A 13,940-nucleotide genomic window follows, 5' to 3' on the forward strand; every position below is an offset into this window, starting at 1 on the left:
TGTTTTTTGGGATTTTCGTCCCATTTCAATAGAGTGGATTCTGTGGTTGATCTTTTTTGGAGGAGTTTTAGCGTTGGATAAGAGGATCAACCTTAATTCCTCCGTATGGAACATATTACCCGTTTTTTCTGGTTTTGCAGCGGTGCTATCTTTCCATTGCTCAAGCGGTCGCCCACAGAATCGAATAAATATGTAGGAATCGGAGCGACGGTGTTTTTTACAGGGATATTAGCAGCGTTGGCTGCAGGATATGCCTTGTATACTGTGTTTCAATCCATATGGCCAGCCGTTTTTTTTGGAGTGCTTTGGGGGCTGATGATATTCAATCTGGATCGATTTATAGTGTCCAGTATGAGGAAGAAGGAAAATGCATGGAGTGAGTGGAAGCTTGCAATTCCCAGATTGGTGCTGGCGGTGTTGCTTGCTTTGGTGATCTCAAAGCCTCTGGAATTGAAAATGTTTGAACGGGAAATTGATCGTAAAATCGATGAGAAACGGACTGAATTTATAACCCAATCCAAGCTGGATCTAGCTAAGGGCTTTCCCGAAATCCAAGAACTGGAATCAAAAATAGATACCTTAAAAGCTGAGGTTGCAAATTTCGAAGCTTATCGTGATCAACTTCAAAAAGAGTATGATGCAGAACGGTTTGGAGAGAAAACAGCCGGTACCAGCGGAATAGTAGGGCTGGGTACAAATGCCAAGAAGAAGGAGCAGCAACTTGATGCGGCACAATCAACCTTGGATGGGTTGAGGCTGAGAAATCAAATTCGGGTCGATACATTGGAAGCTCAAATCCGTAATTTTATTGCATTACGTCAGTTAGAATTTGAAAAGCAGCAGCCGGGAATCGAAGGCTTTGATGGGCTTGCTGCTAGGATGGAAGCACTTGATGCGCTGACAAAAGAAAGCTCAGCTATGGCTATGGCAAACGTATTTATCATGTTGCTTTTCATAGCTATCGAAACTGCACCGATTTTTGTGAAATTGATCTCTCCCCGTGGTCCTTATGATGAGTATTTGGAATTGCATGAAGATAAGGTTAGGCTTTTCAAAGGGGAAAAATGGACTTTTGCCAAAGGCGAATCTGAAGCGAGAATTGGGTACTTCCAAGACACTCATTTCTATGCCACCGATCTCCAAAAGGATAAAACCAATCGAAAAAACAAGGCTCAGACGGAGGCGGAAATAGCTAGGATTGAATCAGAGTTTTAGGTTTAGTCATCATTATGCTTAAAAATCTATATGATTATCCGCAATGATGCCAGTAGCCATATTTTCCTTGCTTTATTGGCTGGAAGACCGATGACAGATGACCGAAGTAGCCTTGACCTTACCTGGTAGAAAAGCGGATATACATGAAAATCTATCATCACCAGTTAATTAGTAATAGCTGATTTTCAGGTTTTTGTGGAAAAAAAACATCCGAAACAGTATGTTATACGTATAGAAAATATTATCTTTACGTATATTAAAATTCAGGTGTTATGGATGCGAAAGTCACATTATCATTCAATAAAGATGTAATTGATCGGGCAAAGTCATTTGCTGAAGAAAATAACATCAGTCTTTCTAGACTGACTGAATATCTCTATTCACAGATTACCTCCAAAAACTATAAGTCCTTAGAAGATTTACCGTTTTCTGACTGGGTAGATTTTGTAGCTGAAGGACGTATTGAGTACCGAAAATCACCAAGTAGAAAAGACGTAAAAGATGAATTCTTTTCTTCTAAGAAATGAGGGTTTTTCTTGATGCAAATATTTTGATATCAGTACTTAACAAAGAATATCCACTATTTCCTATTTCTTCTCGGGTACTTAGTTTAGCAGATCGACAGGGGACTCAGCTTTTCACTTCGCCTATATGTTTGGCGATTGCTTTTTACTTTTCAGAAAAGAAAAGCGGTGCAGAAATGGCGAAGTTGAAGATAGAAATGTTGTCCAAGAAGATTTTGATGACCACTGTGGACCAGACGATCTGCAGCCAAACTTTATCCGATCGTCAAGTTTATGATTTTGAAGATGGATTGGAATATTATTCTGCCTTGGGAAGTGATTGTGAAGTGATCGTGACGGAAGACTCGGACGGCTTTTATTATTCTAAAATTCCTGTGTTGGGATGTGAGGATTTTCTTAAGAAGTATATTTTTTGATTTTTACCCAGATAGGCGAGAATTGGTTTTTCTTGCTAAATAGGGCTTGCTGAAAAAGTCTCAGGTATGCCAGCTTCAAGGCGGCCGAGTGAAGATGTATGCTTATACCTCGAATGAGGCCAACGAAGAAGATGGCATGGCTGAGGCTAGCTTGAAAGTCCCGGTTTTGGGATTTTCTGATGCATGGATTAAGACCGATTGTGGTCAATAAACCTACACTTGCTGAAAAACCGTTCGCATCAAAAATGGGTTAATCATTCAATAGGATAGCTTTTGATTTATTACTGGCGTTTTTCAGCATGCCCTAAATAGTCTGCGCTTCCTTCACCACCATATCCAATTGATCCATCGTTCTGCTCACGGATTTCCATTCTGCCAAGCTGACTATTTTCACGATAAACAGCAAGAATTTACCTGGGTTTATCAGTTTATTTGCCAGTTTAGCAATAGTCATATCACGCTCAAAGACCGACGCGGTCCGATCTTCGCATGCATAGTATTCTCCGGCATATTTCCATGCGCCGTCTCTTGCTAGCCGGATGGAGAAATTGAGCAGCATTTCATCACGCCCTTTAGCCAGGGGAATTAACCATCCAAAAATCGGTGATACTGTGCTGATGTTGGCCTTGACTCCGTCCACCAATTCTGCCAGCACAGCATTGATCTTATTGAAGTCATTTTGAATGCCGGCAATGGGGTTTGCACCCATAGTGTCGGCAGCGGAAATCCCCAGATCCAAATTGATGTGTGCATTGATACCAAGAAATAAATGCTGGAGAACTAGATGCCTACTCACTTTACTCGCTTCAAAAGCCATAAGCCAGCTTTCTGTTGGCCGCACGCCGTTTTTCCATGAGTCATACGCATCTATAAACCTGCCTGCAAATAACACGTCTAACTTTTCCATTCGTGGATTGTCTTCAAATTCCCGGGCCAGAATCCCGTCTCTAATTCTCCGAGTCACTTGTCGGTACAGGATTGCAAAATAACCTATACGGGATTGAGTGCTTTTGCACTCATCTACGATTTGATCCATTCGAACCAGTACTTCGTCTATAGTTTCCATGTTATTGTTTTATGAAAAAGTTTTGAAGAATATCGCCCACATAATATGCTACTACGGCTGCAAGAAGCCCCAAAGCGACTGTCTCTGCAATACTCTTGATCACAGGGGTTTGATTCACTAAAGATTTTAGAGCTCCGATCACTACAAAAGCAAGCCCTGTGAGAAAGCTGGTCCAAAAGAAAACATCAATAGCCGAGGGGTAGAAAAATGTCCAGAGATAGATCAGAAGTGGGATGAAGCCAATGGTCACAAAAGAGAAAAACGTAGCCAATCCGATTTTAAATGGACTTTTTGTTTCTTCCATTAGGCTTAGTTCGTCTTTCATCATCTCGGCCACCCAGAGGTCTTTATTGGAAGTGATTTGATCTACGACTTGCTCCAATAATTCTCCGGCGAATCCCTTCGCTTTATAAATATCAACAATCTCTTGACGCTCTGTTTCAGCCAAATTTTCTACTTCCCAGTACTCAATCGATTCATGTTTTTTATAATTCTCCTTGTCACTTTTGGCAGATAGGTATGCGCCCACTGACATGGAGAAACCGTCTGCAAGTAAATTGGCAAAACCCAGAATTATTATAATACCGGAATCAAGATCGGCGCCGAATCCACCTGCTACTACAGCAAAGGTGGTGATAGCTCCGTCAATTCCCCCGTAGACAAACTCCCGAAGGTATTCCTGAAGTTTTTTGAAATACTTGCTGTCTTGATGGATACGGGCTTCGCTCATCAGTTGAGGTTTTGCATGAAAAATCTCTTCACATTTTCTCCCATCACAGCTTTGATGTCCGATTCACTAAAACCTGCATTCATCATTCCTTCTACCAAAAGCGGGAATCCTGTAATGTCAAAAGGTACGGCGACCGCTCCATCATAATCCGAACCCAATGCTACGTATTCTATGCCTACCAAATCCCGAATGTGTTTGATGGAAGCGATGATATTCGGCAACTCAGGTACGCCGACCGCTTCATCAAAAAAAGCGATGCCGATAATTCCCCCGTTACCGGCTATTTTCTGAATTTGAAGATCACTGAGGTTTCTTTGAGAATCCAACACAGCCCTGACTCCGGTATGGGAAACCATCACAGGCTTGTCTGTCATAGCCAATACATCTTCTATGATCGCAGGCGAACAGTGAGCCAGATCCACAAATATGCCCAGTTCATTCATCTTTTGGACTACAGATTTACCATAGTCAGTTAGTCCGGCTTGACTCTGTCCATGGGCTGAGCCACCAAGTAGATTGTCAAAAAAGTGGGTTAGTCCGATCATTCTCACTCCTGCATCATAGACTTGGTCAAGATTGTCCAGTTCTCCTTCCAGTGCATGGGCTCCTTCGATTCCAAGCATGGCTCCTATAACAGCTTTATCCTTCTTTCTGGCTGCAATAAGTTTGTTTAGATCTGCGCCACTTTTAATAAGAATCGCTTTATCCTTTTCCTTTTCTATGAAATTCGCTAGTTTTTCAGATTGCGAAAGCGTGCGATTGATCAGGCTAAACCAGCTGGCAGGAGATTCTCCCTTGGCAATAGTGAGCGGAGTGATGTTGTCAAAGGCATCGGAGCTATTGCTTTGCATGTTTTGTCCGGCAGGTGACTTGGATACTATTGTGAACATCTGTAAGGCTACATTCGCTTCCCGCATCCTCGGAAAATCAACATGTCCCCGGTCCCCTCTTTTGGTCAGATCTCTTCCCCAAAGCAAGGCATCGCAATGAAGGTCTGCGATGAAGTCCAGTCGATCATAAACGGCTTGTGCTTCAGTAGATACAGAATAGGGTGAAGGTGATTTGACAGGGTTTCGTTGGGATTCTATGTAAGGGGGGATGGTCAGGGTGGCAGCAAAATAAAGAAGCACTACAGTTCCCAAAACAATAATTAATTTCTTCATAGCGAGTGATTACACTCTTGAAGATACTGAAAAATACAACGGAATCTTAACAGATGTTTTCTGTTTAGTTCTCTCTAAGTTTTTCTTCTCCTGTCATTATTGGACTTAGATTTTCCAGTTCTTCCGAAGTAAAAAGTTTGGATCGGATCATAAACCTGACTCCCATCGGGATCTCTATGGAAAAGCTGCTTCCTCTTCCAGGGACGACATCCAAGGTGAGTTGCGTGTGTTTCCAGTATTCAAATTGATCTGCGCTGATGAAAAAATCGCAATCATAAACTTCACCTAGCCATATGTCTTGACTTCCTACTTTGAAATCTCCTTTTTCAAAACACATGGGGGAGGAGCCGTCACAGCATCCGCCGCTTTGATGAAACATCAGTTCGGAATTGAAACGCTTTTGGAGTATGTCTATCACTTCTTTTGCGGCTTTTGTGATGAGGACTCTTTTGATTGATTGCATGATTAAGGAGATATGGTGAAACTAAAGAAAGGCAGAAGAGAATTCTCCTGCCTTTACCGGTTTTAGAAATTGACAATTTAAAAGAATCCGAGTTTCTCCTTGTTGTAGGAGATAAGCATGTTTTTGGTTTGCCTGTAATGATCGAGCATCATAAGGTGGTTTTCTCTTCCGAAGCCTGATTTTTTGTAACCTCCAAATGGAGCATGTGCGGGATAGGCATGATAGCAGTTTACCCATACCCTGCCTGCTTGGATAGCACGGGGAACTTGGTAGAGCTCATGGGCGTCTCTTGACCATAGTCCTGCCCCAAGACCATACATCGTGTCATTGGCGGTCGCTATGGCTTCCTCAGTGGTCTTGAACGTGGTTACGCATGTAACGGGGCCAAAAATCTCTTCTTGGAAGATGCGCATTTTATTGTTTCCTTTGAAAATCGTCGGTTTGATGTAATATCCGGTTTCCAGACCGGAATTCAGACCTGCGCTCTCCCCTCCACAAAGGGCCACTGCGCCTTCCTGCTTCCCTATGTCCAGGTAAGAAAGGATTTTCTGATATTGGTCATTGGAAGCTTGGGCTCCCATCATGGTGTCTTCAGCCAATGGATGTCCCATTTTGATGGCTTTGGTTCTTTCTATGACGCGCTCCATGAATACATCATAAATATCTTCATGAACTAGAATTCTGGAAGGGCAGGTACAGACTTCTCCTTGATTCAAAGCAAACATCACGGCTCCTTCTATAGCTTTGTCAAAGAATTCATCGTCTGCATCTGCTACAGATTTCATAAAAATATTGGGTGATTTTCCGCCAAGTTCCATGGTGACGGGGATTAGATTTTCGGATGCATACTGCATGATGAGGCGTCCTGTGGTGGTTTCCCCTGTAAAAGAAACCTTGGAGACTCTATTGGACGAGGCGAGCGGTTTGCCTGCTTCTACGCCAAAGCCTGTGACTACATTTATCACTCCCGGAGGGACTACATCGCCAATGAGCTCCATAAGCACCATAATGCTGGCCGGAGTTTGCTCAGCAGGTTTTACCACTGTACAGCATCCGGCTGCCAGAGCAGGTGCAATTTTCCAGGTAGCCATGAGTAGGGGGAAGTTCCAGGGGATGATCTGCCCTACTACCCCGAGAGGCTCGTGCAAAGCAATGCTTACGGTATGCTCGTCATGTTCAGATATGCTGCTTTCATCTGCTCTGATCACTCCTGCGAAGTACCTGAAATGGTCTATGCAAAGCGGGAGATCGGCAGCTCTTGTTTCTCGAAGTGCTTTGCCGTTATCGACTGTTTCCAGTCTAGCCAACATTTCAAGATTTTCTTCCATGATGTCGGCGATTTTGTTCAGTACTCGACTTCTTTCTGCAGCAGAGGTTTTAGACCAAGTCTTGAAAGCAACATGAGCGGCATCGATTGCTTTTTCTATGTCTTCCTTGTTTCCTCTCGCGGCCTTTGTGAATGGCTTGCCATCGATAGGGGAAATGTTGTCAAAGTATTCTCCGGAACTGGGTGCTACCCATTTTCCACCAATGAAATGATCGTATTTATCCTTCACAGACGGGCGGTCCACAGGCTTGGATTGTGATAATGTTAGCGTTGTCATGGTACACGGTTATTTTGGTTGTGATCAAATCTCCAAATTTCCCGTTATTAAAAATTACACTGGAACAACATCCCATCAACCTGAGTTGACTAATTGAAGAGGTTGATTGGGATTAAATGATTGTAGAGAAGACTAGCTGATTTCAGAAAGCGTTTAATTATTAGTATTTTAAAGGCATGACCCAAAATGATTTTATTCCCGGTGTTCCGTGGAGGAATACCAGAGATTTGAAGACACTGGTGGAAAATAGGACTACTTACACGCTGGACAACTGTGAGTTGAATATTTTCGAGACTCATCAGAAGGCAGATGATGTCAATTTGGTTTTTGGAGATCTGGTGTTGACCACTATGCTCAAAGGCAAGAAAATAATGCATCTATTTGATAGGCCCGGATTTGAGTATTTGCCGGGTGAGTCGGTGATTGTTCCGCCTAATGAAGTGATGAAAATCGACTTTCCTGAAGCTCACTTAAACAACCCTACGCATTGCATTGCCCTCTCCATCTCAAAGGAGATGATTGAAGCTACTTTCAGTCTGTTGAATGAAAAATTCCCTGATAAAATGATTAATAAAGACTGGGGGCTGGACCTCAGCTACTTTCATTTGATCAATACTCAGGATCTCTCCGAAATCATCAACCGCTTTATTAGAATAGGAGTAAAAGACGGTTCGAAGGAAAAAGATCTGATTGCTTCGTTAGCACTCAAGGAACTTCTCATTAGGCTGAGCCAGACTCAGGCTAGGGATATGATGCAAAAATCCTATAAAGAACTGGCTTCGGGAAACAGAATGGCGCATGTAGTCGAGTATATAAAGAAGAATGTCAGGGAAATAATTTCTCTGGAGGATTTGGCTTCTCAAGCCTGTATGAGTAAAGCTCATTTTATCCGTACGTTTAAGCAGGATATGGGACTGACTCCGATGGAATTTGTACTTCATGAACGATTGAAGCTTGCAAAACAGTACTTGACTATCGGTGGATTTCAGATTCAGGAAGTTTGTTATATGTCGGGGTTTCGCAATATCACATACTTTATCCGTGCTTTTAAGCAAGAATTTGGCTTGACTCCAAAAGTATTTCAATCTCATAAGACTTAGTATTCTTAAATATTTGCATAAAATAATTATTTGTTTTTGGGCGCTTTAAAACATTTTCACTATGTTTAACAAAATAAAAAGATCAAAAAAACAAATACACAGCAAGGATTACAAAAGTATATTTGGTTTTAGATGATTGACAATAGACCCACTCTCGGGGGCTTTTTCTAAAAAGCTCCCTTTTTTTATGCTTATATTTTTTAACATTTTGTTAATATGTAAAAAGTCGGTTTAAAAAATCTTTGATTTAGATCAAAATTGTGTGGTAATTTAAAAAATCGGTTAAAAATAGTTAACAAATGAGAATGGAGTCTTTAAAATTGAAAATTTGGTATAATTGAAAAAGTCTTTTTAAAAATTCCGAAAAGGCGATTTTGGAGAATTAAAATACTGGGAAGGTTTACGGGGCATTTTGTCTGAAGGAAGAATATGTTTTCCGGTCAGAATTAAAAACTTCAAATTTCTTAAAAATTCTTTTGTCCAGTATGTGGAAGAATGGATTGTTTAGTATTTGTGTCTAAGTGATAAAGTGACTATTAATCAATGTGTTTGTTGTTCCTGTTCACCTTTTACGATTTTGAGGAGTTTCAAAGCATAAAGGTTGTTGTATTGGATTTGACCTGCTATCAGCGAAAAAGTGTACCGGGGGTAAAGCTTGAATGGATTGTGATGGGGACTAGGTAGAATCCCGGTCGGGATACTTTTTGCCGCTCTTGAAAAAGCTACTGAGGTAATGCGAGAATATTACAGAAATCAGGGAGCTCGTCCACCTTACTCAACGAGCCTCTAAGCCCGATTTTCGAAAAGGAATAATTGAATGGCTTGAGAAGTGCCAATATATCCTCCGGCAGATATCCTCCGGCTATGCAGGCATCCTTGTTTATTTCCAGAAGAATAATCGGACGATGTTTTTTGAGCGTATTCAAAGCTCCCTTTAGTACCTGAAGTTCGGCTCCTTCTACGTCAATCTTTAGAAAATTCACATTAGTGATTTCCAAGGATTTTAGCTGTTCATCCAGTGTGTCAAGCTGAATTTTTCCAGATTCTATACTGAATTTTTCCGTGTTGTAAATGGTGTTTGTGCCTTCGTTGGAATCGGCACTGGAATAGAGAATTACTTCTCCTTTTTTGTCTGATAACCCTAGTTTTACAGGTATAATGGATTTGTGGAATGCTTCATTGAGCCGGATATTTTCAGTCAATTGGTCAAAAAGCTGTTGCATGGGTTCAAAAGCTACTACTCTGCCATCTATCCCGACTTTTCTGGCAGCCCATAGGGAATATTCACCTTGATTGGCACCCACATCAATGAACGTGTCCCCCTTTTTTAAAAACTTTTCCAAAACAAAAATGGGAGCCCAGTCATGGGCACCACGCCAGTAGATTGCATTGCCCATTTGCTTTGCAATATCTACTTTCATCGCTACACCTCTAAACTTGAAATTCCTCCAGTTTTCACCTTTGGACGGGGATGTGAAGAATTTCCGAAACAATTTGGTGACAAAAAAGCCGCCCGGAATCACATATAAATTTCTCGAAATATTACTTAATAAATGTTCCATTAGTTAGTATATGACTCGCAGGTAAATTGCTCCAAAGACTCGATTAGATTTTTCTCTCTAAGCGTCAGAGAATAATTGGCTTGGATATGAAGTCGTGAATTTATCGAAAGTAAATCTTTATTGGTATCGGAAAGTGCTTTATCCATGATGGCGATAGCCGCTTTCAGGGATTTCTCAGGTATGATAAATCCACAATCCCCTATTATCTGAGGGATATGATTGGTATTGGAACCTATGGGAATAGCTCCACATAGCATTGCCTCGCATAATGCGCAGCCGAATCCTTCAAAACCGGAAAGCTGAAAGTAAAACTCACTTTTCTGATACCAACTGAGCAATTCCTTTGGTGCTAGGAAACCTAAAAACCGGACATTTTCAGGCGCTTGTTCTGATATTTGTGCAGCTTGGATACCTGCAAAGTAAAAGTTGCAATCTGGATATTCGCGGGCAATTTTCAGGATCAGGTCTCCACCTTTGAGTGTAAATTGGCTGGAGGACATTACAGCCAAGAAGCTGTTTGTGATCCTTGAGGATTTTTCGGGCGGTATCCATTCATTATCGTCCAGTCCATTATAGATTGTTTTTAACGGCACTTGGAGTGTTGGGAAATAATGTAAAAGCCCCTGTTTTCGTGAAGTGATAGCTGGATCAAAAGACAGTTCCGTTTCTATCAAAGATTCGCTTACCGGGAATATTGCATCGGCTCTGTGGTAGCTGAATTTGCATATTCGTTTCAGTAGACTGATGCGAAGGCTGCCGTAATTTATTTCGGGAATACTCGCACAATCAGTTCCATGCGTGACAATAAAGACTTTCTTTCCAAATGCTTTACCAAAGACAATTCCCCAAAAAGCCCAATATCCACCAAAATTGACGATAATGAATTTTGCCCCGAATATGTTTGTGAGCATGGAGAAAAATTGAGCTATGAAATTGAGCGGAGCAAGTTTTTTATTGCCCCACGGTTGATTGATGACCCGAACATCAAAATAGTTGCGCAGAATCCCTATATCACTTTTTACAAATGACTGCATGGATGGTGTTACATACACTAGTTTGATTCGGCTCATTTAGTTGTATTGAAAATCTAAGAGGCTGTCTCACAACTCATAATTGTCACATTGAGCAGCTTGCCTCGCTGTGGCGGGAAGTCGAAATGGGCTTAATTAGCGCATAAAAGGCTTCGACTTTCATGCCTTCGGCAGACTGGCTACTCAGCCAGACAAGAAAACCTACTTATGAGACCGTCTCTTAGATTGAAACTTACACTACCAAATTCACAATCTTTCCCGGAACGATGATGATCTTCTTAGGACCTTTTCCTTCCAGCCACTTCTGTACTGTTTCATCAGCCAAAGCGGCTTGCTGGATTTGATCTTTGGTAAGGGAAAGGTCTAGGTTGATCTTTGCTCTCATTTTTCCATTGATCATCACCGGATATTCGAATGCACTTTCTTTCAGATGACTTTCATCAAAGGCTGGGAATACTGCTTCTGTAATAGATTTTTCATTGCCTAAAAGGCTCCACAATTCCTCAGCGATGTGAGGAGCATAAGGCGAAACCAAGAGGGCTAGAGGTTCGAGAATTTTACGTTTGTTGGATTTCAGCGCACTAAGTTCATTTACACAGATCATAAAGCTGGATACTGACGTGTTGAAGGAGAAGTTAGCCATATCTTCCTCCATTTTTTTCAGTGCCTTGTGAAGGGCTTTGTATTCTTCCTTGCTTGGTTCGGCTTCAGATATCTGGAACTCACCTGAATTGGTGTGATAAAGATTCCAAAGCTTACGGAGAAACTTGAATACTCCGTCGATTCCGTTGGTATTCCAAGGCTTGAATTGCTCCAAGGGGCCCAAAAACATCTCATACAATCTCAAGGTATCCGCGCCATATCTTTCTACGATATCATCTGGGTTAACCACGTTATAATATCGCTTAGACATTTTCTCCACTTCAGATCCGCAGATGTATTTGCCGTCTTCCAGGATGAATTCGGCATCTGCCAGATCAGGTCTCCAGGCTTTGAATTTCTCCAGGTTCAACTGATCGTTGTGGACGATGTTGACATCCACATGCATCGCAAATGAGTCGTATTGGTCCCGTAGTCCGTAGCTCACAAATTTGTTGGTGCCTTTGACTCTATATACAAAATTTGATCTTCCTTGGATCATGCCTTGGTTGATCATCTTCTGGAAGGGCTCATCTACGCTCACTACCCCAAGATCGTAAAGGAACTTGGTCCAGAATCTGGAATACAATAAGTGACCGGTAGCATGCTCGGATCCCCCGATGTATAAATCTACAGCTCCCCAGTAATCTGTTTTCGCTTTGTCGGCAAATTCAGTTTCATTTTTAGGATCAGTATATCTGAAGAAATACCAGCTTGATCCTGCCCAGCCGGGCATAGTGCTTCTTTCCAGAGGGAATTCACCATCCGGAGTTTTGTAGTTCCAGTCTTTCGCTCTTGCAAGTGGAGGTTCTCCATCTTCGGTAGGCAGGTATTTGTCTACCTCCGGCAATACTAAAGGCAAATCTTTTTCTTCAATCAAATAGGGTAGTCCCTCCTTGAAATAAACCGGAAGGGGCTCGCCCCAATAGCGCTGTCGGGTGAAAATCGCATCCCGCATCCGGTATTGGATCTTGCCTTTTCCTATGCCTTTTTCCTCCAAAAATTCTATGGCTTTGTCCATAGCATCTTTCATGTATAGATCGGAGATAAAGCCGGAATTGATGATCAAGCCGCCTTTTCCCGGAAAAGAGCCTTCTTCCATGGAGCCTTCGATCACTTGTCTGATCTCCAGTCCGAAGTGTTTGGCAAAGTTGTAATCCCGCTCATCATGTGCAGGTACAGCCATCACGGCACCGGTACCATAGCCTGCCAAAACATAATCGGCTACCCAAACTTGGATTTCTTCACCGTTGAATGGATTGATCGCATAGGATCCCGTAAATGCACCTGAGATGGTTTTGACATCACTCATACGCTCACGTTCCGAGCGGTTTTTGGCTACTTCAATGTACGCTTCAGCTTTTTCGCGTTGATCTTCAGTGATCAGAGCTGCTGCAAGATCGCTTTCCGGTGCCAAAGCCAAATAGGTGACACCATATATAGTATCCACTCGGGTAGTAAATACCTTAATGGTTTGTTCTGAGTCTTTTACTTGAAAAACCACATCAGCTCCTATGGATTTTCCAATCCAGTTGCGCTGCATTTCTTTGATCGGTTCAGACCAATCGACTTTTTCCAAGCCTTGCAATAATCTTTCTGCGTAGGCGGTGATCCGCATCGACCACTGCATCATCTTTTTACGCTCCACCGGATGGCCGCCACGCTCGGAGAAGCCTTCTTTTACTTCGTCATTGGAAAGTACTGTTCCCAGTGCCGCGCACCAGTTGACGGTGGTTTCGGCTAGAAATGTCAGTCTGTATTTTAGAAGTGTTTCCTGCTTTTCTTTTTCGGAGAAAGCACTCCACTCGGCAGCGCTGAACTTTTGAGTATCCTCATCACAAACAGCCTTTACGTTGGCATTTCCTTCTTTCTCAAACCGCGCTATCAAAGACTCGATGGAAAGTGCTTTGTCCGCATCCTGATCATAGTAGCTATTAAAAAGCTGCATAAAGATCCACTGCGTCCACTTATAATAGTCTGGATTAGAGGTTCTGACCTCTTTGCTCCAGTCGAAAGCAAATCCAATGTTTTTCAGTTGCTCCGTATAACGGGTAATGTTTTCTTCGGTAGTGATCGCAGGATGTTGACCTGTTTGAATAGCATATTGCTCCGCAGGTAGTCCAAAGCTGTCATAACCCATCGGATGAAGAACGTTGAATCCCTTCAACTTCTTGAATCTACTGACGATATCAGATGCAATATATCCCAGCGGATGCCCCACATGGAGTCCGGCACCGGAGGGATAGGGGAACATGTCGAGAGAATAGAATTTAGGTTTGTCCGGGTTTACCTTGGCAAGAAAAGTTTGGTTGTTTTCCCAGTATGCCTGCCATTTTTTCTCGATTTCTCTAAAATTGTACTCCGCCATGATTGAATTATTCGTTATTTTTTAGCTGAACGCCTGCAAAAATAGAAAAATTGCCGGGC

General features: G+C 42.2%; 13 protein-coding genes. 5 read left to right on the top strand and 8 right to left on the bottom strand.

What is annotated here, in order from left to right; genetic code table 11:
* Positions 1–105: 105 nt before the first annotated feature.
* The 4 genes from J2X69_RS13400 to J2X69_RS13415 all read left to right on the top strand — a co-directional run bounded on the left by J2X69_RS13400 (position 106) and on the right by J2X69_RS13415 (position 2,366).
* Entirely contained in the window at positions 106–1,215 is a 1,110-nt protein-coding gene (locus J2X69_RS13400) for a DUF4407 domain-containing protein (RefSeq protein ID WP_310104044.1), read from the top strand.
* A gap of 272 nt (positions 1,216–1,487) precedes the next feature.
* Positions 1,488–1,742 (top strand): DUF6364 family protein, encoded by a 255-nt coding sequence (locus J2X69_RS13405; RefSeq protein WP_310104046.1) that lies wholly within the window; start codon positions 1,488–1,490, stop codon positions 1,740–1,742.
* On the top strand, positions 1,739–2,155 hold the full coding sequence (locus J2X69_RS13410) for a PIN domain-containing protein (protein WP_310104047.1): 417 nt from the start codon (positions 1,739–1,741) through the stop codon (positions 2,153–2,155). The genes J2X69_RS13405 and J2X69_RS13410 overlap by 4 nt, the downstream gene beginning before the upstream one ends.
* 46 nt (positions 2,156–2,201) lie before the next feature.
* Complete coding sequence (locus tag J2X69_RS13415; protein WP_310104050.1) at positions 2,202–2,366, top strand: hypothetical protein; 165 nt, start codon at positions 2,202–2,204, stop codon at positions 2,364–2,366.
* Positions 2,367–2,459: 93 nt separating this feature from the next.
* Here J2X69_RS13415 and J2X69_RS13420 read toward each other — a convergent pair whose 3' ends face one another.
* The 5 genes from J2X69_RS13420 to J2X69_RS13440 form a co-directional block, all read right to left on the bottom strand.
* Entirely contained in the window at positions 2,460–3,221 is a 762-nt protein-coding gene (locus J2X69_RS13420; RefSeq protein WP_310104051.1) for a DUF5995 family protein, read from the bottom strand.
* 1 nt (position 3,222) lies between these two features.
* Positions 3,223–3,951, bottom strand: a complete 729-nt coding sequence (locus J2X69_RS13425; protein ID WP_310104054.1) for a VIT1/CCC1 transporter family protein — start codon at positions 3,949–3,951, stop codon at positions 3,223–3,225.
* Positions 3,951–5,114: a dipeptidase gene (locus J2X69_RS13430; protein WP_310104055.1), complete on the bottom strand. Its 1,164-nt coding sequence runs from the start codon at positions 5,112–5,114 to the stop codon at positions 3,951–3,953. The genes J2X69_RS13425 and J2X69_RS13430 overlap by 1 nt, the downstream gene beginning before the upstream one ends.
* Positions 5,115–5,178: 64 nt before the next feature.
* Positions 5,179–5,577, bottom strand: coding sequence for a DUF779 domain-containing protein (locus J2X69_RS13435; protein ID WP_310104057.1), 399 nt, complete (start codon positions 5,575–5,577; stop codon positions 5,179–5,181).
* Between the two features lie 77 nt (positions 5,578–5,654).
* A complete protein-coding gene (locus J2X69_RS13440) occupies positions 5,655–7,181 on the bottom strand; it encodes an aldehyde dehydrogenase family protein (protein ID WP_310104059.1) in 1,527 nt (508 codons plus the stop codon).
* A 176-nt stretch (positions 7,182–7,357) separates the two neighbouring features.
* On the opposite strand from J2X69_RS13440, the gene J2X69_RS13445 reads away from it, so the two are divergent.
* Positions 7,358–8,281, top strand: coding sequence for an AraC family transcriptional regulator (locus J2X69_RS13445; protein ID WP_310104061.1), 924 nt, complete (start codon positions 7,358–7,360; stop codon positions 8,279–8,281).
* Between the two features lie 722 nt (positions 8,282–9,003).
* Here J2X69_RS13445 and J2X69_RS13450 read toward each other — a convergent pair.
* From J2X69_RS13450 to leuS, 3 genes are all read right to left on the bottom strand, one after another.
* On the bottom strand, positions 9,004–9,843 hold the full coding sequence (locus tag J2X69_RS13450) for an FkbM family methyltransferase (RefSeq protein ID WP_310104063.1): 840 nt from the start codon (positions 9,841–9,843) through the stop codon (positions 9,004–9,006).
* Positions 9,843–10,913, bottom strand: coding sequence for a glycosyltransferase family 4 protein (locus J2X69_RS13455; protein ID WP_310104065.1), 1,071 nt, complete (start codon positions 10,911–10,913; stop codon positions 9,843–9,845). Before J2X69_RS13455 ends, J2X69_RS13450 begins: the two co-directional genes overlap by 1 nt.
* 193 nt (positions 10,914–11,106) lie before the next feature.
* Positions 11,107–13,881, bottom strand: coding sequence for a leucine--tRNA ligase (gene leuS / locus J2X69_RS13460; protein WP_310104067.1), 2,775 nt, complete (start codon positions 13,879–13,881; stop codon positions 11,107–11,109).
* Positions 13,882–13,940: the final 59 nt, after the last annotated feature.

It is taken from the genome of Algoriphagus sp. 4150 (assembly GCF_031457395.1).
Lineage (GTDB): Bacteria > Bacteroidota > Bacteroidia > Cytophagales > Cyclobacteriaceae > Algoriphagus.

Bases quoted from the DNA above. Each gene is read 5' to 3' on its own strand.
- J2X69_RS13400 (WP_310104044.1), top strand. From the start codon at position 106: ATGGAACATATTACCCGTTTTTTCTGGTTTTGCAGCGGTGCTATCTTT.
- J2X69_RS13405 (WP_310104046.1), top strand. From the start codon at position 1,488: ATGGATGCGAAAGTCACATTATCATTCAATAAAGATGTAATTGATCGG.
- J2X69_RS13410 (WP_310104047.1), top strand. From the start codon at position 1,739: ATGAGGGTTTTTCTTGATGCAAATATTTTGATATCAGTACTTAACAAA.
- J2X69_RS13420 (WP_310104051.1), bottom strand. From the start codon at position 3,221: ATGGAAACTATAGACGAAGTACTGGTTCGAATGGATCAAATCGTAGAT.
- J2X69_RS13425 (WP_310104054.1), bottom strand. From the start codon at position 3,951: ATGAGCGAAGCCCGTATCCATCAAGACAGCAAGTATTTCAAAAAACTT.
- J2X69_RS13430 (WP_310104055.1), bottom strand. From the start codon at position 5,114: ATGAAGAAATTAATTATTGTTTTGGGAACTGTAGTGCTTCTTTATTTT.
- J2X69_RS13435 (WP_310104057.1), bottom strand. From the start codon at position 5,577: ATGCAATCAATCAAAAGAGTCCTCATCACAAAAGCCGCAAAAGAAGTG.
- J2X69_RS13440 (WP_310104059.1), bottom strand. From the start codon at position 7,181: ATGACAACGCTAACATTATCACAATCCAAGCCTGTGGACCGCCCGTCT.
- J2X69_RS13445 (WP_310104061.1), top strand. From the start codon at position 7,358: ATGACCCAAAATGATTTTATTCCCGGTGTTCCGTGGAGGAATACCAGA.
- J2X69_RS13450 (WP_310104063.1), bottom strand. From the start codon at position 9,843: ATGGAACATTTATTAAGTAATATTTCGAGAAATTTATATGTGATTCCG.
- J2X69_RS13455 (WP_310104065.1), bottom strand. From the start codon at position 10,913: ATGAGCCGAATCAAACTAGTGTATGTAACACCATCCATGCAGTCATTT.
- leuS (WP_310104067.1), bottom strand. From the start codon at position 13,881: ATGGCGGAGTACAATTTTAGAGAAATCGAGAAAAAATGGCAGGCATAC.